Source organism: Streptomyces sp. NPDC042102, assembly GCF_055582305.1.
Genome location: NZ_JBVJDL010000001.1, coordinates 154,795 through 175,165 on the forward strand (window position 1 = coordinate 154,795; position 20,371 = coordinate 175,165).

Here is a 20,371-nt window from a genome sequence, read left to right on the forward strand (position 1 = left end):
TTTGTTGGGGCTGTATCGGCCCCCAAGGGGGGGGCGGAGGCCCCGGGGGGGGGGCGTGTTTTGGCCCGGGCCCGGGGGGGGGGGGGGGGGCCGCCGGGGGGGGGGGGGCCCCCCGGGGCCCCCCCGCCCCTGCGTCGTATGTGCCGCGCGTCCGGTCAGCGACGGGCCTGGAGGAGTTCCTCCAGCTGCTCCTCGCGGGCCTGGGCGGCCACGAACAGCAGCTCGTCGCCCGCCTCCAGGGTCTCCTCCGGGTGCGGCGTCAGGACCCGGTTGCCGCGGATGATCGTGACCAGGGAGGTGTCCTCCGGCCAGTTGATCTCCATGATCTGGGTGCCCGCGACCGAGGACTCGGCCGGGAGCGTCAGCTCGACCAGGTTGGCGTCGCCGTGGCTGAAGCGCAGCAGCCGGACCAGGTCACCGACGCTGACGGCCTCCTCGACCAGGGCCGACATCAGGCGCGGGGTGGACACCGCGACGTCGACGCCCCAGGACTCGTTGAAGAGCCACTCGTTCTTGGGGTTGTTGACGCGGGCGACGACGCGCGGGACGCCGTACTCGGTCTTGGCCAGCAGCGAGACGACCAGGTTGACCTTGTCGTCGCCGGTCGCCGCGATGACCACGTTGCAGCGCTGCAGCGCGGCCTCGTCCAGCGAGGTGATCTCGCAGGCGTCGGCCAGCAGCCACTCGGCCTGCGGCACCCGCTCGACGGAGATGGCCGTCGGCGCCTTGTCCACGAGGAGGACCTCGTGGCCGTTCTCCAGGAGCTCGCCCGCGATGGAACGGCCCACCGCGCCGGCCCCGGCGATCGCGACCCTCATGCGTGTGCCTCCTCGGGGCCCTCGGCGAAGGCCGCCTCGACCTTGTCGATCTCGTCCGTGCGCATCATCACGTGGACGAGGTCACCCTCCTGAAGCACCGTCTGCGACGTCGGCAGCATCGCCTCGCCCAGACGGGTGAGGAACGCCACGCGGACCCCGGTCTCGTCCTGGAGCCGGCTCACCTTGTGGCCGATCCAGGCCGCCGAGGCGTGCACCTCGGCGAGCTGCACCGCACCGCTCGGGTCGCGCCACAGCGGCTCCGCGCCCGAGGGCAGCAGCCGGCGCAGCATCTGGTCGGCGGTCCAGCGCACCGTGGCGACGGTGGGGATGCCCAGGCGCTGGTAGACCTCGGCGCGCTTGGGGTCGTAGATGCGGGCGGCGACGTTCTCGACGCCGAACATCTCACGGGCCACCCGGGCGGCGATGATGTTGGAATTGTCACCACTGCTGACGGCGGCGAAGGCACCCGCCTCCTCGATACCGGCCTCGCGCAGCGTGTCCTGGTCGAAGCCGACGCCGGTGACCCGGCGTCCGCCGAACCCCGCCCCCAGCCGACGGAACGCGGTGGGGTCCTGGTCGACGACGGCGACCGTATGCCCCTGCTGCTCCAAGGTCTGCGCGAGGGCGGAGCCCACCCTTCCGCAGCCCATAATGACGATATGCACGGCCGTCCTTCCGGCTGTCGGCGGCTGTCAGTCCAGCCTCGTTCATGCTCAGGCTTAACAGGGTCTCAGACCGTGCCCCAAGCTACACACAGGCGGTCATCAATATGACTTCTTGATACTTGGGTACGATCCACTGCGTGTCCAAACTGACCGACGTGCCCAAACGGATCCTGATCGGCCGGGCGCTGCGCAGCGACCGCCTCGGAGAAACGCTCCTCCCCAAGCGGATCGCCCTACCCGTCTTCGCCTCCGACCCGCTGTCCTCTGTCGCATACGCCCCCGGAGAGGTCCTGCTGGTCCTCTCGATCGCGGGCGTATCGGCCTACCAGTTCAGCCCGTGGATCGCGGCGGCGGTCGTCGTCCTCATGTTCACCGTGGTCGCCTCCTACCGGCAGAACGTCCACGCGTACCCGAGCGGCGGCGGCGACTACGAGGTCGCCAACACCAACCTCGGGCCCAAGGCCGGCCTCACCGTCGCCAGCGCCCTGCTCGTGGACTACGTCCTGACCGTGGCCGTGTCGATCTCCTCCGGTGTCGAGAACCTCGGATCCGCCGTGGACTTCGTCATCGAGCACAAGGTCCTCTCGGCGATCGTCATGATCCTCCTCCTCACCCTGATGAACCTGCGGGGTGTGAAGGAGTCCGGGAAGCTCTTCGCCATCCCGACGTACGTGTTCATCGCCGCCGTCTTCATCATGATCGCCTGGGGTGTCTGGCAGGGCTCGGTCATGGGCGAGACGCTCAAGGCGCCCACCGCGGATCTGGAGATCAAGCCCGAACACGAGGGGATCGCGGGATTCGCCCTGGTCTTCCTGCTGCTGCGGGCCTTCTCCTCCGGCTGTGCGGCCCTGACCGGCGTCGAGGCGATCAGCAACGGCGTACCCGCCTTCCGCAAGCCCAAGAGCAAGAACGCGGCCACCACCCTGGCCCTGATGGGCATCTTCGCCGTCACCATGTTCTGCGGCATCATCGGCCTGGCCATGGCCACCGACGTCCGGATGGCCGAGAACCCGGCCCACGATCTGCTGCGCGACGGCGTCCCCGTCGGTGACGGCTACGTCCAGAACCCGGTGATCACCCAGGTCGCCGAGGCCGTCTTCGGCGAAGGCAGCTTCTTCTTCATCCTGCTCGCCGCCGCCACCGCGCTGGTCCTGTTCCTCGCGGCCAACACGGCGTACAACGGCTTCCCGCTGCTCGGCTCGATCCTCGCGCAGGACCGCTACCTCCCGCGCCAGCTGCACACCCGCGGCGACCGCCTCGCGTTCTCGAACGGCATCGTGCTGCTGGCCGGCGCCGCCATGCTGCTGGTCTGGCTCTACGACGCCGACTCCACCAAGCTGATCCAGCTCTACATCGTCGGTGTGTTCGTCTCGTTCACGCTCAGCCAGATCGGCATGGTCCGGCACTGGAACCGGCACCTGCGCACCGAGCGGGAGCCCGCCGCGCGCCGCCGGATGATCCGCTCCCGTGCCATCAACACCTTCGGTGCCTTCTTCACCGGCCTGGTGCTGGTCGTCGTCCTCGCCACCAAGTTCACGCACGGCGCGTGGGTCGCCCTGCTCGGCATGCTGATCTTCTACGGCACCATGAGCGCGATCCGGAAGCATTACGACCGCGTCGCCGACGAGATCGCGGCGGCCGAAGGCCCCTCCGACGACAGCGTGCGCCCCTCCCGGGTCCACTCCATCGTCCTGGTCTCCAAGGTCCACAAGCCGACCCTGCGCGCGCTGGCCTTCGCCAAGCTGACCCGCTCGGACGCCCTGGAGGCGCTCAGCATCAGCGTCGACGCGGCCGAGACCAAGGCGCTGCGGGCCGAGTGGGAGCGGCGCGGGATCAACGTGCCGCTCAAGATCCTCGACTCGCCGTACCGCGAGATCACGCGGCCGGTCGTGGAGTACGTCAAGGGCCTGCGCAGCGAGAACCCGCGCGACGCCGTCAGCGTGTACATCCCCGAGTACGTCGTCGGCCGCTGGTACGAGCACCTGCTGCACAACCAGAGCGCCCTGCGCCTGAAGGGCCGGCTGCTGTTCACCCCGGGCGTGATGGTGACGTCGGTGCCCTACCAGCTGGAGTCCTCCGAGCTCGCCAAGCGGCGGGCGAAGAAACGCCAGGAGTGGAACGCGCCGGGAGCGGTGCGCCGCGGCCCGGTGGACACCCCCCGTCCGAAGGCCTTGGACGACTCGCGCCCGAAGTAGGACGTAGACTGATGGGTCGGCCGCCACGGCCGGCCCATCGGCATTTGTGTGATCCACTTCTACACCCACCTGGAGAACCTCCCCACCATGCAGAACGAGAAGCAGTCACTGGTCGGGGAGGAGTACGAGGTCGAGGTCGGCCCCGTCGCGCACGGCGGCCACTGCATCGCCCGTACGTCGGACGGCCGTGTCCTGTTCGTCCGCCACACCCTCCCCGGCGAGAAGGTCATCGCCAAGGTCACCGAGGGCGAGGAGGACTCCCGCTTCCTGCGCGCCGACGCGATCACGGTCCTGGAGGCCTCCAAGGACCGGGTCGAGGCCCCGTGCCCGTACGCCGGCCCCGGCAAGTGCGGCGGCTGCGACTGGCAGCACGCCAAGCCCGGCGCGCAGCGCCGGCTCAAGGGCGAGGTCGTCGCCGAGCAGCTCCAGCGGCTCGCCGGCCTCACTCCGGAGCAGGCCGGCTGGGACGGCACCGTCATGCCGGCCGAGGGCGACAAGCTGCCGCCCGGGCAGGTCCCGCAGTGGCGTACGCGCGTCCAGTACGCGATCGACGAGGAAGGCAACGCGGGCCTGCGCCGGCACCGCTCGCACGACGTCGAGATCATCGACCACTGCATGATCGCGGCGCCGGGCGTCTCGGAGCTCGGCATCGAGAAGCGGGACTGGCCCCAGATGGCGTCGGTCGAGGCCATCGCCGCCTCGGGCTCGAACGACCGCCAGGTCGTCCTGACCCCCCTTCCCGGCGGCCGCCTCCCGCTGGTCGAACTCGACAAGCCGGTCTCGGTCCTGCGCGTGGAGGAGAAGGACGGCTCGACGCACCGCGTCCACGGCCGCCCCTTCGTGCGCGAACGGGCCGACGGCCGCACGTACCGCGTGGGCATGGGCGGCTTCTGGCAGGTCCACCCGCAGGCCGCCGACACCCTGATCAAGGCCGTGATGCAGGGCCTGATGCCGCGCAAGGGCGAGATGGCCCTCGACCTGTACTGCGGCGTCGGCATCTTCGCGGGCGCCATCGCCGAACGCGTCGGCGAGACCGGCGCCGTCCTCGGCATCGAGGCGGGCAAGCGCGCGGTGGAGGACGCCCGCCACAACCTGGCCGACTTCCCGCGGGTCCGCATCGAGCAGGGCAAGGTCGACCAGGTCCTGCCCCGCACGAAGATCACCGAGTGCGACCTGATCGTCCTGGACCCGCCCCGCGCGGGCGCCGGCAAGCAGACGGTCCGCCACCTGGCCTCCCTGTCGCCGCGCCGCCTCGCGTACGTGGCCTGCGACCCGGCGGCCCTGGCCCGCGACCTGGCCTACTTCCGCGACCACGGCTACCGCGTCCGCACGCTGCGCGTCTTCGACCTCTTCCCGATGACCCACCATGTCGAGTGCGTCGCGATCCTTGAACCGGCCGAAAAGGGCCGCTGACCTGCGACTTTGTCGAGTGTGCATTATGTGCGTTACGTGCGTTACGGGCGATATCTTGACGCATATCTGACGCGCGTGACGCACGTTTGACGCACGAACGGCCCGTTGTCTGACGAGTCGTCACGCGTGGTGTGAGCCTGCCAGGAAGGGTGCTCGCCCACGTGGGGGTGGTCTCCGCGGTGGGGTGGTGAGGCCGGCTGCCGAGCGGTTGGCCGGCCCCTTCCCTCCCCTTCTCGGCCGTGACGTTCCGTGATGCTGGGGAGGGTGTCGGACGGATGTCTTGTCAGTGGTCGTGCCCGAGGAAGGGCGTCAAGTCGTCTGCTCCTGGTTCGGGGATGTCGGACGGCCGGGACGGCGTGCTTAGCGGCCGCAATAACGCTCAGTTCGGCGCTTGGGTGACGGTCATCGTCTGGAGGTCGCTGTTGCCTGCCGTATCGGACTCCCGAAGTGTCAGCGCCCTCCTTCATAATCGGGGCACCGTCTTCAACGAAGGACCTCACCTCTGTGACGATCACCCAGCACGAGCTCGAGTCCCGGCTGTGGGACGCCGCGAACGCGCTCCGCGGCCCCGTCGACCCCGCTGACTTCAAGACCTACGTCTTCCCAATGCTGTTCTGGAAGTGGATCAGCGACACCTGGGTCCACGAGCATGACGCGGCGTTCGATAAGTACGGCGACGACCTCGACGACGAGATTGAGGCCGAATTTCACCGGTTCGAGCTGCCCGAGGGTACGCTCTGGAGCGAGGTCACCGGGAAGGTCGCCAACCTCGGTGCGGAGATCGCGAAGACCTTCCAGCGAATCGAAATGGCCAACCCCCGCTCGCTCGCCGGCGTCTTCGGCGACGCCTCGTGGGGCAACCAGGAGCGCATCCCGGAGTCGGCCCTGCTGGGGCTCATCCGAGCGTTCAACAAGATCACGCTCGACCCGACGACAGTCTCGCACGATCTGCTCGGCGCGGGCTATGAGTACTTGCTGAAGAATTTCGCCGACGAGTCGGGCAAGAAGGCCGGCGAATTCTTCACGCCCCGTGAGGTCGTGAATTTGCTCGTCGGGATCCTCCAACCCCAGCCGGGCGAGTCCGTCTACGACCCGTCCTGCGGCTCCGGGGGGATGCTTGTCGCGACGATCAACCAGCTGCGCGAGTCCGGCAAGGACCACCGCACGCTCAGGGCGTACGGTCAGGAGATCAACCTGACCACGGCCTCGATCGCCCGGATGAACCTGTTCCTGCACGAGATCGAGGACTTTGACATCAAGCGCGGTGACACCCTCCGCGCTCCGGCGTTCAAGGCCCCCAGCGGTGCGGTCCGTCAATTCGACGTTGTGATCGCCAACCCTCCGTTCTCACTCGTGAATTGGGGTGCGGACCGCTGGTCCTCGGATCCGCGAGCCATCTGCGGCGTGCCGCCGGCGCAGAACGGCGACTACGCCTTCGTCCAGCACATGGTCTCGTCAATGAAGCCCGGATCCGGTCGTGTCGGCGTGGTGATGCCCCGAGGCGTGCTGTTCCGCGGAGGCGCGGAGGCGAAGATCCGCCGGGGCCTCATCGGGAAGGACGTTCTGGAAGCCGTCGTCGGCCTGCCGCCCAAGCTGTTTTACTCGACCGAAATCCCGGCATGTCTGCTGATCTTCCGCGACCAGAAGCCGGCTGAGCGCAAGGATCACGTGCTCTTCATTGACGGCTCGGCGCGGTTTATCAAGGGCAAGAAGCAGAACCTGATGTCCGAGGATGACGTCAGAGCTGTCATCAAGGCGTACCAGGAAGGTAGCGACTCGGCGGGTGAGGGCGGTGCGAACGTCCGGCTGGTGCCGCTCGAGGAGATCGAGCAGAACGACTTCGACCTGAACATCGGCCGATACATCCGGGTCGCTGCAGGAGAGACCGCCGACCTTGGCACCGCGCTCGTGGAGTATGCCGACGCCCGGCAGCATCGCATCGACACCGAGACTGCCATGTTCGAGCGGCTCGCAGCCGCAGGCGTCGACCTGAGCGTGTTCGGGGTGTCCAGTGAGTGAGTGGGAGCACGTCCGACTCGACGAGGTCGTCGCATTGGACGTCGAAGCAGTCCCGGTCACGGCGACAGCCTCCTACGACATCGTCGGTGTCTTGAACCGCGGTCGAGGCCTGTTGTTCCGGGAACCGATTGCTGGCGATGAGACCTCATACAAGACGCTGAATCGCATCCGGCCGAACCAGATCGTCTACAGCCGTTTGAAGGCGTTCGAAGGAGCGATCACCGTTGCTCCGAGCGATCTGGGCGAGGTCTACGCGTCGCAAGAGTTTCCAACATTCACGTGTGGCGAGCGAATGCTTCCCGCGTACTTCCAACTCCTTACGACCACAACACGAATGTGGGAGCAGCTGCAGGCGTTGTCGACCGGCATGGGCGGCAGGCGTGAGCGGGTCAAGCCTGCTGACTTCGTGACGATCGGAGTCGCTCTCCCGTCCTTGCCGGAACAGCGCCGCATCATTGACGTCGTGACTGCGGTCGACGTGCAGATTGAGTCCGTTCGATGCGAGCATAAGTGCGCTACCGAGGCCGTTCGGCGAGCAAGGCTTTCATTGCTTTCCGTGGGTGCTCGCGGAGAGTGGCAGAGCGAGGTGACCGACTCACACACCTCGCTCACGTGGACGGAGCGACTACCTGCCGGCTGGCGGCGCGAGACCATCGGAGCAGTATCGGTCGTGCGCTCCGGTGCAACTCCTCGTCGCTCCGAGCAGGCTCGGTACTTTGACGGCGGCTCGATCCCGTGGGTGAAGACGGGCGACCTGAACGAGCGCGTGATCGGCGAAACGGACGAGTGCATCACGGAGGTCGGGTTTGCGGAGTCGTCAGTGCGGCTTCTTCCTGCCGACACCGTCTTGGTTGCCATGTACGGAGGATTCGGTCAGATCGGCAGAACCGCCCGCCTTGCTATCCCATCCACGACGAACCAAGCAATCAGCGCCCTGACGGCTTTGCGAGCGGATGTGATTCCCGCTTACTTGCATCAGGCTTTGAAGGCTGGCCGACCCAAGTGGAGACTCGTGGCGGCAAGTTCCCGCAAGGACCCCAACATCAGTAAGAGAGATGTCGAGAACTTCGACTTCCCTCTGCCTGACCCTACTGAACAGCTGGAGATCGTCGACATCCTGGAGGGCATGGAATCTGCGGTGGACATGCTTGCCGGGGAACTGCAAAGGCTCAATGCCTTTCGGTCGGCCCTTCTAACGTCTCTCCTCAACCAGGAGATCGAAATTTCCGAGTCCTACGATGCTCTCCTGGAAGGGGTGTCCTGACATGGCATGGACAGAGTCGTCTACCATCCAGCGCTCCCTACTCGAGTGGGCCGAGGAGGCCGGGTGGGAGCACATCCCAGGTGACGAGCTGCCGCGCGACCATCACGATGTCGTCATCGAGACCTGGGCGCGTGAGGCGTTACTCGCCCTGAACCCTGAGCTCGCCGACGATCCCGAGTCTGCGGAGCTGGTGCTCCATGAGCTCAATCAGGCTGTCCTCGATGCGCACAACGGTCTCGTTGCGGCCAACGAGCGGCTGACCGTGATGCTTCGTGGCGACCACGCGTTCACGACGATCGACGGTAGGCATGTGCCTCGTCGGCTGATCGACTTCAAAGACCTCAAGAACAACCGCTTCACCGTGGCCGACGAGGTCACCATCAACGGTGCGACCAAACCACGCCGGTTCGATGTCGTTTACTACGCCAACGGGTTCCCGCTGGTCGTAGCCGAGACCAAGACGCCTGTGAAGCATCAGGTCTCGTGGGTCAACGCCGCGAAGGACCTTCACGACGTGTACGAGGAGGAATACCCGAACTTCTTCGCGGCGAACGTCTTCAACGTCGCCACCGAGGGCTTGGAGTTCCGCATGGCTCCGATCCGTGCGGTGCCGGACCCCGATTCCGAGATCTGGGCCCCGTGGGGATCCACTGAGGACGACCCGAAGACCGTCACGGGCCCGGCTCGTGTTGAGCGGGCTGCGCGCCTGTTGCTGCGGCCGGAGACTATCCTGCCGGTCCTGAAGGACCTGGTGATGTTCCGTCACGCTCGGGACGCCTCCGAGGTCGACATCAAGTTCTTGCCTCGCTACCCGCAGTTCGAGGCGGCTCTGGCGATCCACGCCAAGGTGCTTGCCGACCGTCCTGGCGGACTGATCTGGCATCACCAGGGATCGGGCAAGACCGAACTCATGGCGTTCGCCGCCGCCCGATTGCTGCGCGATGAGGCGGTAACGGAGAAGTTCGGGAGCGCGCCGACGGTCATCGTGATCGCCGACCGTAAGGATCTGGTCCGGCAGACGGCGGAGATGTTCGAGACTGCCGGCATGCCGCGGATGACGGTGCCCCGTAACCGGCGCGAGCTGCACGGTCTGCTACGCAGCGGTGAGTCGGGCGTGGTCATCACGACCGTGCACAAGTTTGCTGAGGCTGGCCATCTGAACAACCGGTCGAACATCGTGGTCCTCGTCGACGAGGCGCACCGCTCGCAGGAGGGGAAGTTCGGCGACGCGTGGCGCGCGGCGGTGCCGAACGCGAAGTTCTTCGGCGCGACGGGTACTGCGATCGAGGACAAGGACCGTTCGACGTTCAAGCTGTTCGGCGACGCTGACGACCCGGACTTTGTGATGTCGCGGTACACGCCGGAGCAATCGATCGCCGACGGGTTCACCAAGCCGGTGATCGTGGAGGGCCGGTCTGTCGGGTTCAACCTCGACAAGGAAGCCTTGGACGAGGCCTTCGACGAGCTGGCCACTGAGGAGGGCCTGGACGAGGAGGAGAAAGTCTTCCTGTCGGGAAAGGCTTCTCACATCGAGACGATCCTGTCCAACCCTGAGCGCGTGGCGGCTGTCTGCGCCGACATCGTCGACCACTTCCTAACCTATGTCGCACCTTTGGGGCAGAAGGCTCAGGTCGTGGCCTACAACCAGCGCCTTGTGATCGCGTACACCAGGGCCATCGAGGCCGAGCTGGAGCGCCGTGCTGCAGTCATGCCGGACGGACAACTCCGTGAGGTCGGTGTGGTGATGCACGTCGCCGACAGCAAGGAGACCCCCAAGGAATACAAGAAGCACCTGCTTACTCCCGAGCAGGAGGAGGCGCTTAAGCGCCGCTTCAAAAAGGTCGATGACCCGTTGTCGTTCATCGTCGTCACCGCGAAGTGGATGACCGGCTTCAATGCACCCATCGAAGGCGTGCTGTATCTCGACAAGCCTGCCAAGGACACGAACCTCTTCCAGACGATCACGCGGCCCAACCGTCCGTGGAAGAACCCGGTCACCGGCCAGCGCAAGGACTTCGGGCGGGTCGTCGACTACATCGGTCTCGCGAGGGCCATCGGTAAGGCAGTCGCCGGTCCGAAGGTGCAGGACGACGAAGAGGACCAGCTCAACGTCACCGACGCCTCCAAGCTGGCGGGGAAATTCGTCACTGACCTCACGCGTCTGCTCCATCTGTTCGACGGCGTTGACACCAGTGACTCATCATTCGAGTCCCTCGCCGAAGCTCACGAGCGAATCCCCGAGGGCGGTGCGCAGCGCACCGAGTTCATCGAGACCTACGTCGCGTTGCAGACGGTGTGGGAGTTCCTCGACCCACACCCGATGCTGCGGCCGTTCAAGGGGCAGTACTTCTGGCTCGCGAAGGTATACGAGTCGATCCGACCCAAGGACGTCTCCAAGGCTTTCCTCTGGGCACGTCTCGGTGCGAAGACCACTGACCTGATTCACGGCCACATGACCGATGTGGGAGTGAAGTCGATGCCGTCGAAGACAGTCACGCTGGACGCTGCCGGCCTAGCGTTGGTGAAAAAGATCGCCGAGCAGCTCAAGCTGTCCGAGCGGCAGGCTCCGGAGTCGAAAGCCGAAGACGTTTACCAGGAGGTCCTCGACTCCATCGAGGCACGCCTCAGACGTCGGCTGGCCGATACCGAGAGCCCTGCGTATCGGTCGCTGGCGGAGCGGATCGAGAAGCTCCGCGCCAAGGCGATCGAGAACGTCGAAGACTCGCTGGCCTTCCTCGAGGAAGCCCTGAAGATCGCTCAGGACGTGGTCGCCGCGGATCGGGCAGCGGAACAGGGTGACCAGGGAGCGCTCGACCGACTGGCCGATCCCAAGCGTGGGGCGCTCACTCAGATCGTCGCGGAGAACACACCGCCTGGGCTGCATAAGATCGTCCCCGACATAGTCTCGCGGATCGACTCGATCGTCGTCGAGGTCGCCTATGCCGGTTGGAGCGCGAGCGACGCGGGGGACAAACGCGTGCGTCGCGAGCTACGTTCCGCCTTGAAGGAGTACAGCTTGCCGATCAAGGGCGAGCTGTTCGACCGCACTTACGAGTACGTGCGGGAGAACTATTGAACGACGTCACGACCGGAAGCATTGTAAGTAGTGCGCAAGTGTTCTGGGTGGAAATGCCAGGGCAAGGTCACCAGCCAAGCTCCATCTGGACAGCGATACCGCTGGCGACCTCGTTCTGACCAGCCGGTGCGATCTCCACCGGTACGCCGAGCTGCGTGGCGACGGGCGTGTACAGGTCGGTGGAGACCTCCGGGGTCTGCAGCGAAACCAGGAGGGCGTAGCTGACGGGCAGGCCGATTCGGTCCTTGCGCTTGTTCGCCTTCCACCAGCCGCCGACGGGGTAGACCGCGAGCATGCCGCAGTCGGCGAGTTCGGCGGCGGAACCGCGCCAGATGTCCGCGTGCAGGGAGCCGAGGTTGCGGGATCGGGGGCCGACCAGCCAGCGGCTGTCGGACTCGAACGCTTTGGGGTTGCCGGTTCCGTCGGTTTCTTGTTCGGCCTGTTCGGCCAGGCGGCTTTGGAAGGCGTCGGCGGATTCGGTGGGGCCCTTGATGGCGAAGCGCAGACCGTGCGAGGCGTAGCTGTAGCGACCGACCATGCCGCGCCGACCGGGGTTGGGTTCGATCATGTAGGCGAGCGTCACGCGCAGGTCGACTGTGGTCTCGGCCAGGTCGCGCAGCTGCTCCAGCGGCCAGGGCAGTTCGTGCAGTTTCAGTTCGGCCAGCCGGACCTGTCCGTTCTTGCCCTGCTTCAGCGGGACCAGGGTGTTCTGGATGATCATTGTGACGGCGTTGGAAGCGCTGCTTCGGATGCGTTCGGCGGTGGGGACTCCCCAGCCGTACCGGCGGATCACCTGTCGCATGAGCTCGCCCTTGTTGAGTTTGGGGGCGCCGGTCTTCTTGAACAGGCCAGGCTCGACCATGGCCGGAGTCCACTGGGCCTCGTGGACGAGCAGGGCTCGGACCGTCTCCGCCCGCAGTCCGGGGTAGGTGGTCATCGCGGTGGCGGCAAGGGCTGCTGCCTGGGCGGTCGCGGCGCTCGTGGCGTTGGCCCAAGCCAGCTGGTGCGCGGCGTCGTGGTGGGTGGTCGGCACGCTCAACAGCTCGTGCGGGTCCAGGAAGCTGTCGTCCGGGGCAACGAGCAGGTTGCCGCCCTCCAGGACGATGTCGGGCTTGGTGATGGCCGCGTTGGTTAGGGCCACCGAAGTCCGGCTGAACGGGGACAGGCCTCCCGGAGCGGCCAAGGGCCGGTAACCTTGGAACAGGGGGGTGGCGGGGACGGTGTCCAGATGGGTGCAAGCGCCGACGGTCAGCACATTGTGTGCCTGGGCGGGTTCCTCGATCCGGGATAGGTCGCATAGCAGCAAGGGGTCGAGCTGGCCGTTGTCGTCACGCATCTGGTGGGGGAGGTGCCCGCGGACGTTGCCGGCGCTGACGATGATCAGCCGCGACGCCTGCGGGTCCGGTGCGCCGATGAGGTCGATACGGTCCTCGCGTACAGCCACACTTGTTCCGGCTGCCAAAGCGTCCAGGGTGGCCGACCACAGGGTCGCTGTGCCGTCGACACCGTTCTCGCCGTCCCGGGACCACCGGGTGACGGCCATGGAGAAGACCCGGGCGGACGGTGTGGGACCACCGTTGCCGATCTCAGCGGTCGCCACCGCGTTCGCGGTCGTCTCGGCCAAGGTCCGCGGGGACTCGACCGGCGCAAGACCGTCGTCGAGGATCTTCACGGACTCAAGCCCGTGGCCGAGAACCACGGGGCCCTGTGCTTCCAGGGCGGAGGTGAGATCGCCGAACAGAGCGAGTCCGGCCATCTGTGTGCCGTGTCCGTTCCGATCGGCCGGGACCCTGCCGGGCAGCACACTGTAGGCGCGCTCGTGCAGTGCCGGCTTTAGCAGCGGATGCTCCTGCGCTATCCCCGTATCCAGGACGCACACCGTGGGTGCGTGCGGGGCGGCCGGTTTGACGCGCTGGGCGAGGTCCTTGACGAGGTTCACCCGGAAGGAGCGGTCGACGGCGTAGAGGCCCTCGGCGAACGTCGGTGTGCGGATCTCGACAGGGCAGGCGTTCGTGCCCAGCAGGACCGCGAGGTCGTTGCCGGTCGCCGAGACGTGTGCTACGAGGCGTTCGCCCACATGGATCGCCCGGTCGCTCATCCGCCACTGCCGCGCCTCGGCCAGGGCACGCAGAGTGGCGACCGGGTCCGTCGGTGAGATCCGCGGGTCGAACCACAGTTCCCACCACCGCTCGTCGTCCAGCGGCGGCAGCTCGTGCCGCTCCTGCCAGAGGTGTTCCAGTAGCGCTCGCTGGATCTGCTCCATGTTGGCCACGAGCGCGGCCTGCTGAGGATTGCCGTCGTCGGTGTCCTGGGTGAAGGCGGCGATCCGCTGCGTGAACGAGGTGACCTTGTCGAACGGGATCCACACCAGCGCGTCTTGCTGACGGTCGTCGGTCTGCGGATGGCTGCTCATCAGGGTCAGACCGGAGCCGTCCAGACGCTCCAGCTGCAGCGGATGGTCACGCGCTGCCTCGATCCGCACCGCGAAACCGTCGGGACGGAACCCGTCGGGTGCCTCCTGGGCGAGCCGGGTCGATTCCCGCTCGGCCGTTTCCAGACCGTCGATTAGCGCGGCTGCGTGCCTGTTGCGGTCCTCACGACGGACAAGCTTCGAACCGCCTCCACCGGAGGGCTCGGAACGCGGTGTCAGGGTGGCGGCCTGCCAGGGCACCACCAGGTGTGGCGTGGAACGTGCGGCGAAAGAGGGCTCAGGCATGGTGTGAGGCGTGCCGTTCGCTCAGTGCTTCCAGCAGCAGCTGCTCGTCCACCACGTCCTGGTCGGCGAGGATGGCCCGCTTGGCCGCGGCTTCCGCGGCTTTGACCAGCTCGGCATGGCTCAAACCGGATGCACTGTCTGTCACAGCACCCCACCGTAGTGTGCTCGTATCCATTCCGGCTAGGCGTCGGCGCATCACCTGAACCGCCTGCTCGGGAGTGGGAGGGCCGTAGGTGACGACCATGTCGAAACGGCGGAACAGCGCCCGGTCCAGAAGTTGGTGGTGATTGGTGCCAGCCACCACGAGGCTCTCGGAGGGCGCCTCGTCGAGGAAAAGCAGGAACGAGTTCAGGATCCTTCGGGCCTCGCCGACGTCATTGCCCGCCGCCCGCTCAGCCCCGAGCGCATCGAACTCGTCGAACAGATAGACCGCCCGTGTCTGGGCCACCGCGTCGAAGACCAGCCGCAGCTTTGCCGCCGTCTCGCCCATGAACCGGCTGATCAGACCGTCCAGGCGGATGGTGAACAATGGCAGCTTCAGCTCGCCGGCCAGTGCTGAAGCCGTCATACTCTTGCCCGTGCCGGGGGGCCCCGACAGCAGGATCCGGTGTACTGGAGTGAAGCCGAAACGCTCCAGCCTGGCACGCTGGCGTTGCTCGTGCAGGACCCGGTCCAGAGACGCGAGCAGCCCGGCATCCAGAGTCATGTCGTCCAGCTGTGTGTCGGGGTACCCGGCCGTCAGCAGGCTGGAGAGCTCGCCGCGGGGCTGCACCACCGGCGTCGCGGCACGCCGTTTGTCGGCCTGCCCCTGTTTCTGTCGTGCGGCCTCGACCAGCTCCCGCAGGTCCACAGCGAACTTTCCCTGCCCTTGGCGGGCGGACTTCGCCGCCACCTGCAGGGCCACGCTGTAGAAGAGATCGTCATCGGCTTCGGCATGCGCGCGCACCAGGGCTTTCAGGTGCTCGGCGTTCGCTGCCATCGCCTGTCACCCTTCTGATGCTGGCTTCCTCGTACGAGAGCGTTCGGTGATTCGATACCCGGGAGCCAAGAAGGCACCCGCGCCTGCATCGTACGGCCCTATTGGACCGGCCGCCGCCAGAGTGGGCATGGCCGGCGTGAGCCGCAGCGACTCCACACCGACGGCGACCGTATCCCGCTGCCGCCGGACACGGTCGCCAAGAAAACCTTCCACAGCCGGTCTCACTACAGGCCCTGGCGTTCGATGAGCCTGCCGCGTCAAGCGGACACGGCACCGGGGCGGAAGAGCTGGGTCCGTGTCCAGGACTGGTGGCCCCGGAGCGGGGGAGGAAGAGGGCCTCTACGTGTGTCATGTGATCGATGTCGGCTGGATCGACGCTTTCGTTGGGAGCGTGGGTGAGGCACTGGGGTTCTTCGACGTGGGGGATCTATTCAGCGAGGCCGTTGCGCAGGGGGATGGAACCGCCCTGTCCGAGGTAGGTCATGGGCTTGCCGTAGACCTCGGTGGTGGCCTGGTCGAGGGTGGTGTAGGCGGGGCCAGCGATGCCGCGCGGATGGCGGAGCCGCTGCTCTCGGTCTTGACGGTGACGCGCGCCGCAGGGGACGGCGGCGCGCAGGGGGGGTGAGAGCTGCGACGGCGTCGTTGGCGTCGGTGCCGGGCTGGACGCGCAGCGAGCCGCAGGCGCGGGCGGGAGGGACGGAGGCGGAGGAGCCGACGACGGGCGGGCAGTCGATGCCGGGGACGATTGACGGCGGGCCGGGCCGACAGCTGGTCAGCCATGTGCCGGTACCGGTGAGCCGGCGCCGTCAAGAACGCCAGCGTGGGTGCGGACTGCTGCTCGTCAAAGCCGACCCCGTCCCCGCCTTCGCGGTCGAGGCCGTCGATGCGCGTGGCGTCGGTCTTGGGGGCCCACGAGGTGGACAAGGCATAGAGATGAGGGCGGTGAGGGCGTCCAGGGCGGGGCCTCCAAACATGCCGGAGTGGATCTCGCCCTATGAGCCTCTCGACGGTGACGACGATGTTCGCCAAGCCCTGCAAGGAGGCGGTCGCGGCTCCCGTGCCGACGGCGGCGTTGCCGATGTCGCAGATCATGAAGGCGTCGGCCTGAAAGTGCTCGGGGGTGCTGGGCGCCTCTGTCCGAGTCTCTGTCTGAGGAGATCCGTCCGCGCTCTCTGGTGTGCGTCAGAGGTCGCCCGTAGCGCCCATAGCGCACGTAATGCACATTGATCTTGAGTCCGTTTTGTGATCTGCGTGCTGCTGACCTGCGGTTTTCCTTGACCTGTTTTGGCTCTACATGTTTGCGATGACCCACCACGTGGAGTGCGTGGCGATCCTGGAGCCGGTGGAAAAGGGCTTCTGACCCGCGGTTTTGTCAGCGCGCATGAGGTGCGTCGTGGCCTCTCCCGGATGCGTTCGGGAGGGTGGCCTTCTCAGGCTGTCGCCGTCACAGGTGCGGCGGCGGGCTCGTGTTCGCAGGCGTCGTCGATGCCGTACGTCTCCCACGCCGGGAACGCGTCCTCGGCCGGGACCGGCTCGTCGGGGCTGAGCAGGCAGGCTTCGAGCGCCGCCCGGAGCGCCTCGGTGCGCAGCCCGATGCCGATGAAGACCAGCTCCTGGCCCTGGGCGGTGTCCGTGCCACGGGCCCCCGAAGGCTCGAACCGGGCCACCGCACCGGCCTGGGACCACAGGCCGGTCACCCGGGGGCGGCTGGCGAGCCAGAAGAACCCCTTGGAGCGCAGGATCCGCCCGAAGGTGCCGCTGTCGAGGCCCTTGGTGACGAACGTCCACAGCCTGCCGGGATGGAAGGCCGCGTCGGCGCGGAACACGAGTGAGGAGATGCCGTACTCCTCGGTTTCGGGGACGTGGTCCCCGTTGAGCTCCTTGACCCAGCCGGGGGCCTGCTGGGCGCGCTCCACGTCGAACAGTCCGGTGCCCAGGACGTGTTCGAGCGCTACGTGGCCGCGTACGGCGGGTACGACCCGGGCCTCGGGATTGAGGCGGGAGAGGGTGGCGCGCAGCCGTGCGGCGTCGCCCGGCCCGACCAGGTCGAGCTTGTTGAGGACGATGACGTCCGCGAACTCGACCTGGTCCATGAGGAGATCGCTGACCGTCCGCTCGTCGTCCTCGTACTGATCGAGGCCGCGAGCTGCGAGTTCGTCCCCGCCGGCGAGTTCCCGCAGGAAGTTCGCGGCGTCGACGACGGTGACCATCGTGTCGAGTCGGGCCAGGTCTCCGAGAGTGGCACCGTCGTCCCGGGGGAAGGAGAAGGTGGCGGCGACCGGCATGGGCTCGGAGATGCCGCTGGACTCGATGAGCAGGTAGTCGAAGCGGCCTTCGCGGGCGAGCCGGTCGACTTCCTCCAGCAGGTCGTCGCGCAGGGTGCAGCAGATGCACCCGTTGGTCATCTCGACCAGCCGCTCCTCGGTGCGCGAGAGCGCCGCTTCGCCACCGCGCACGAGCGCGGCGTCGATGTTGACCTCGCTCATGTCGTTGACGATCACAGCGACCCGCAGGCCCTCGCGGTTGCTGAGCACGTGGTTGAGCAGGGTGGTCTTTCCCGCGCCGAGGAATCCGGACAGAACGGTCACCGGCAGGTGGTCGAACGGGGTCACGAGATCAGCCTTCGGGGTGGATGAGGCCGCGCTCGTACGCCTTCACGAGGCGCTGCGGCACCTGGTAGGCGGAGCCGTCGACGGTGATCGGCACGAGCTGGGGCGTCGTCGCCTTCCACTGGGCGCGGCGGTGGCGGGTGTTGCTGCGGGACATCTTCCGCTTGGGGACGGCCATGGTGGGACTCCTCGGTCTCGGGGTGCACGGAAAGGCTATATGAAAACGAATCCCATTACCAAGCGTGCTTTTGGGTCGGTTCCGCTGGCGACGGGGCGGTGCTCGACGTGTACGCGTGCGGCACTCTCCGGGCTCCTTGTCCTCGTGTCGAGGTGCCGCACGCGTACGGGTGTGGGTGTCGACTACCAGGAGGACTTGGTCACTCCCGGCAGGAAGCCGGCGTGTGCCTGCTGTCGGGCTCGCACGCGGGAGAGCCCGAACTTGCGCAGGTAGCCGCGGGGGCGGCCGTCCACGCTGTCGCGGTTGCGGACGCGGGTGGCGCTGGCGTCGCGCGGTTGCCGGCGCAGCTCCGCCTGGGCGGCTTCGCGTTCGGCCGCGGTGGCGGACGGGCGGCCGATGACCTCCTTGAGCTCGGCGCGCCGGGCGGCGTACCGCTCGACGATCACCTTGCGCTTCTCGTTCTGCGCGATCTTGCTCTTCTTCGCCATCAGACCTTGCCTCCCCGGGCGCGGATGCGCGCCACGGCGGCCTCGACGCCGATCACGTCCACCGTCTTGATCGCCTTGGCGCTCAGCGTCAGGCGGACGTGGCGCCCCTCGCTGGGCAGCCAGTAGCGCTTGCGCTGGATGTTCGGGTCGAAACGGCGCGAGGTGCGCCGGTGCGAGTGGGAAATGTTGTTGCCGAAACCGGGCTTGGTGCCGGTCAGTTGGCAGTGGGCGGACATGGGTCCTGCTCCTTCTTCAAGGGGATCGCCTTGTTGGTAATGGAAACCATTGCCATATAGTAGCGCCATGGCACGCAACGAGATCCGCCCGGTCATCAAGCTCCGCTCCACCGCGGGCACCGGGTTCGCCTACGTCACCCGCAAGAACCGTCGCAACGACCCCGACCGGCTGGTGCTGCGCAAGTACGACCCGGTCGTCGGCCGCCACGTCGACTTCCGCGAAGAGCGCTGACCCCCGGCAACACCGCCCCTGTCCCACAGTCGAAAGGTTCCTGCCGTGAAGCCCGGCATCCACCCCGCCTACGGGCCCGTCGTCTTCCGCGACACCGCCTCCGGCACCGCTTTCCTGACCCGGTCCACGATGACCAGCGACAAGACCGTCGACTGGGAGGACGGCAACACCTACCCCGTGGTCGACGTGGAGATCTCCTCCGCGAGCCACCCCTTCTACACGGGCACCGCCCGCGTCCTCGACACCGCCGGCCGCGTCGAGAAGTTCCAGCGCCGCTATGGAACCCGGTGATGGACCGCGAGCACCAGCTTCCCGTCGTGATCGTCGCCGGGATGCACACCGAGGCACGCCAGGAGGTCGTCGAACGCCTTCTCCAGTCCGTACAAGGAAGCGTGGCACTGCACCACGATCTGACCGGGGCGTCCGATGGCACCGTGCTCCGCGTGATCCGCGATGCCTCCGGCACCCTCTCCACCGGTGATGCACCGCTGGTCAACGACTGCGCGTGCTGCGCACTGCGCGAGGACCTGGTGCCGGAGCTGGAGCGGATGGCGGACAGCGGCCTGACCCGGCTTGCCGTGGTCGAGCTGTGGGACTCGGTCGAACCGAAGGCCATGGCCGAGGTCATCGCCGGGCACGGCGGGGACCGGCTCGTCCTGACGAACGTGATCACCGCCGTGGACCCCGCACTCGTCCTGCCCTGTCTCGGCAACGGCGACGACCTGGCTGAGGCAGGCCTCGCGGCGACCCCCACCGACCAGCGGACCGTCGGGGACACCTGGGCCCGCCAGCTGGAGTACGCGCCGGTCCTCGCCCTCGTCGACAGCGACGAGGCCGACGACGAGGACCGCGCGCTCCTCGCCCAGCTGCATCCCACCGCCCGGCGGGTACCGGCCGGTTCCGTCGAACTCGCCCGGGCCGCGTTCGCCGGCTTCGACGTCGAGGCCGCCGCGGCCGCCCAGCACCCCGCGTGCGCGCTTCTGCCCCACGACGCCGACGAGGCCGGCGTCGCCACGCTCGTGTGGCACCGTCGCAGGCCGTTCCATCCGGAACGCCTCTACCAGGCGCTGGAGGACCTGTGCTGTGCCGCCGCCCGCAGCCGCGGCCGGTTCTGGCTCGCCGACCGCCCGGACACGCTACTCGCCTGGGACGCGGCCGGCGGGGCGCTGTGCGTGGAGAGCGCCGGGCCGTGGCTGGCGTCGCTGCCGGACGCGGCCTGGGACATGGTGCCGCCCATGCGCCGCGCGGCAGCCGCACTCGACTGGCACCCCGAGCACGGCGACTGCTGCCAGCACCTGGTCTTCACCTCGCCCGGCCTCGACCGGGACGGGCTGGAACGACTCCTCGATTCCTGCCTCCTGACGGACGCGGAGTACGCGTCGGGGCGTGAGGCGTGGAAACACCTGCCCGCCGCCTTCGACTCTCTGCTCGACGCGGCCTGACACCCACCACATACGACCCGGTCACGGCCCGGCACGACCGT

The 20,371-nt window shown here is 67.4% G+C and carries 17 protein-coding genes; 9 read left to right on the forward strand and 8 right to left on the reverse strand.

All coding sequences use genetic code 11. The features are described 5' to 3' along the window. Positions 1-155: 155 nt before the first annotated feature. Positions 156-818 carry a potassium channel family protein gene (locus ACZ6KO_RS00635; protein ID WP_401450965.1) on the reverse strand — a complete coding sequence of 221 codons (663 nt, stop codon included), beginning with the start codon at positions 816-818 and terminating at the stop codon, positions 156-158. After that, a complete protein-coding gene (locus ACZ6KO_RS00640; protein WP_401450962.1) occupies positions 815-1,483 on the reverse strand; it encodes a potassium channel family protein in 669 nt (222 codons plus the stop codon). The genes ACZ6KO_RS00635 and ACZ6KO_RS00640 overlap by 4 nt, the downstream gene beginning before the upstream one ends. A gap of 137 nt (positions 1,484-1,620) precedes the next feature. Between ACZ6KO_RS00640 and ACZ6KO_RS00645 the strand changes: the two genes are divergently transcribed. The 5 genes from ACZ6KO_RS00645 (at position 1,621) to ACZ6KO_RS00665 (ending at position 11,450) form a co-directional block, all read left to right on the forward strand. Further along, positions 1,621-3,678 (forward strand): APC family permease, encoded by a 2,058-nt coding sequence (locus ACZ6KO_RS00645; RefSeq protein WP_469298242.1) that lies wholly within the window; start codon positions 1,621-1,623, stop codon positions 3,676-3,678. 87 nt (positions 3,679-3,765) lie between these two features. After that, a complete protein-coding gene (locus ACZ6KO_RS00650; protein WP_469301424.1) occupies positions 3,766-5,091 on the forward strand; it encodes a class I SAM-dependent RNA methyltransferase in 1,326 nt (441 codons plus the stop codon). Between the two features lie 504 nt (positions 5,092-5,595). Next, on the forward strand, positions 5,596-7,110 hold the full coding sequence (locus ACZ6KO_RS00655) for a type I restriction-modification system subunit M (RefSeq protein WP_469298244.1): 1,515 nt from the start codon (positions 5,596-5,598) through the stop codon (positions 7,108-7,110). Positions 7,111-7,144: 34 nt separating this feature from the next. After that, on the forward strand, positions 7,145-8,374 hold the full coding sequence (locus ACZ6KO_RS00660) for a restriction endonuclease subunit S (RefSeq protein WP_469298247.1): 1,230 nt from the start codon (positions 7,145-7,147) through the stop codon (positions 8,372-8,374). A gap of 1 nt (position 8,375) precedes the next feature. Beyond that, complete coding sequence (locus ACZ6KO_RS00665) at positions 8,376-11,450, forward strand: type I restriction endonuclease subunit R (RefSeq protein ID WP_469298249.1); 3,075 nt, start codon at positions 8,376-8,378, stop codon at positions 11,448-11,450. Positions 11,451-11,517: 67 nt separating this feature from the next. On the opposite strand, the gene ACZ6KO_RS00670 is transcribed toward ACZ6KO_RS00665, so the two are convergent. After that, complete coding sequence (locus ACZ6KO_RS00670; RefSeq protein ID WP_469298251.1) at positions 11,518-14,166, reverse strand: S8 family peptidase; 2,649 nt, start codon at positions 14,164-14,166, stop codon at positions 11,518-11,520. Beyond that, positions 14,159-15,145 (reverse strand): AAA family ATPase, encoded by a 987-nt coding sequence (locus tag ACZ6KO_RS00675; protein WP_469298254.1) that lies wholly within the window; start codon positions 15,143-15,145, stop codon positions 14,159-14,161. The genes ACZ6KO_RS00670 and ACZ6KO_RS00675 overlap by 8 nt, the downstream gene beginning before the upstream one ends. A gap of 352 nt (positions 15,146-15,497) precedes the next feature. Here ACZ6KO_RS00675 and ACZ6KO_RS00680 point away from each other — a divergent pair, with 352 nt between their 5' ends. Continuing rightward, complete coding sequence (locus ACZ6KO_RS00680; RefSeq protein WP_469298256.1) at positions 15,498-15,770, forward strand: hypothetical protein; 273 nt, start codon at positions 15,498-15,500, stop codon at positions 15,768-15,770. Between the two features lie 805 nt (positions 15,771-16,575). On the opposite strand, the gene ACZ6KO_RS00685 is transcribed toward ACZ6KO_RS00680, so the two are convergent. The 4 genes from ACZ6KO_RS00685 to rpmB form a co-directional block, all read right to left on the reverse strand. Then, a complete protein-coding gene (locus ACZ6KO_RS00685; protein ID WP_469298258.1) occupies positions 16,576-17,757 on the reverse strand; it encodes a GTP-binding protein in 1,182 nt (393 codons plus the stop codon). 4 nt (positions 17,758-17,761) lie between these two features. Beyond that, a complete protein-coding gene (gene rpmF, locus ACZ6KO_RS00690; protein WP_469298260.1) occupies positions 17,762-17,932 on the reverse strand; it encodes a 50S ribosomal protein L32 in 171 nt (56 codons plus the stop codon). 182 nt (positions 17,933-18,114) lie between these two features. Further along, positions 18,115-18,420 (reverse strand): 30S ribosomal protein S14, encoded by a 306-nt coding sequence (gene rpsN / locus ACZ6KO_RS00695; protein WP_469298263.1) that lies wholly within the window; start codon positions 18,418-18,420, stop codon positions 18,115-18,117. Further along, the gene (gene rpmB, locus ACZ6KO_RS00700; protein ID WP_469298265.1) at positions 18,420-18,656 is read right to left on the reverse strand and encodes a 50S ribosomal protein L28; all 237 of its coding nucleotides are present in this window, start codon (positions 18,654-18,656) and stop codon (positions 18,420-18,422) included. The genes rpsN and rpmB overlap by 1 nt, the downstream gene beginning before the upstream one ends. 67 nt (positions 18,657-18,723) lie before the next feature. Between rpmB and rpmG the strand changes: the two genes are divergently transcribed. The 3 genes from rpmG to ACZ6KO_RS00715 are packed head-to-tail and all read left to right on the forward strand — an operon-like array spanning position 18,724 to position 20,330. Further along, on the forward strand, positions 18,724-18,888 hold the full coding sequence (gene rpmG / locus ACZ6KO_RS00705; protein ID WP_469298267.1) for a 50S ribosomal protein L33: 165 nt from the start codon (positions 18,724-18,726) through the stop codon (positions 18,886-18,888). Positions 18,889-18,933: 45 nt separating this feature from the next. Then, positions 18,934-19,179: a type B 50S ribosomal protein L31 gene (locus ACZ6KO_RS00710; protein ID WP_150206900.1), complete on the forward strand. Its 246-nt coding sequence runs from the start codon at positions 18,934-18,936 to the stop codon at positions 19,177-19,179. Continuing rightward, positions 19,179-20,330 carry a CobW family GTP-binding protein gene (locus ACZ6KO_RS00715; RefSeq protein WP_469298271.1) on the forward strand — a complete coding sequence of 384 codons (1,152 nt, stop codon included), beginning with the start codon at positions 19,179-19,181 and terminating at the stop codon, positions 20,328-20,330. The genes ACZ6KO_RS00710 and ACZ6KO_RS00715 overlap by 1 nt, the downstream gene beginning before the upstream one ends. Positions 20,331-20,371: the final 41 nt, after the last annotated feature.

Coding starts and splice junctions, on each gene's coding strand:
- rpmB (WP_469298265.1), bottom strand. CDS start 18,656: ATGTCCGCCCACTGCCAACTGACCGGCACCAAGCCCGGTTTCGGCAAC.
- ACZ6KO_RS00650 (WP_469301424.1), top strand. CDS start 3,766: ATGCAGAACGAGAAGCAGTCACTGGTCGGGGAGGAGTACGAGGTCGAG.
- ACZ6KO_RS00675 (WP_469298254.1), bottom strand. CDS start 15,145: ATGGCAGCGAACGCCGAGCACCTGAAAGCCCTGGTGCGCGCGCATGCC.
- rpsN (WP_469298263.1), bottom strand. CDS start 18,420: ATGGCGAAGAAGAGCAAGATCGCGCAGAACGAGAAGCGCAAGGTGATC.
- ACZ6KO_RS00715 (WP_469298271.1), top strand. CDS start 19,179: ATGGACCGCGAGCACCAGCTTCCCGTCGTGATCGTCGCCGGGATGCAC.
- ACZ6KO_RS00670 (WP_469298251.1), bottom strand. CDS start 14,166: ATGCCTGAGCCCTCTTTCGCCGCACGTTCCACGCCACACCTGGTGGTG.
- ACZ6KO_RS00635 (WP_401450965.1), bottom strand. CDS start 818: ATGAGGGTCGCGATCGCCGGGGCCGGCGCGGTGGGCCGTTCCATCGCG.
- rpmG (WP_469298267.1), top strand. CDS start 18,724: ATGGCACGCAACGAGATCCGCCCGGTCATCAAGCTCCGCTCCACCGCG.
- ACZ6KO_RS00665 (WP_469298249.1), top strand. CDS start 8,376: ATGGCATGGACAGAGTCGTCTACCATCCAGCGCTCCCTACTCGAGTGG.
- rpmF (WP_469298260.1), bottom strand. CDS start 17,932: ATGGCCGTCCCCAAGCGGAAGATGTCCCGCAGCAACACCCGCCACCGC.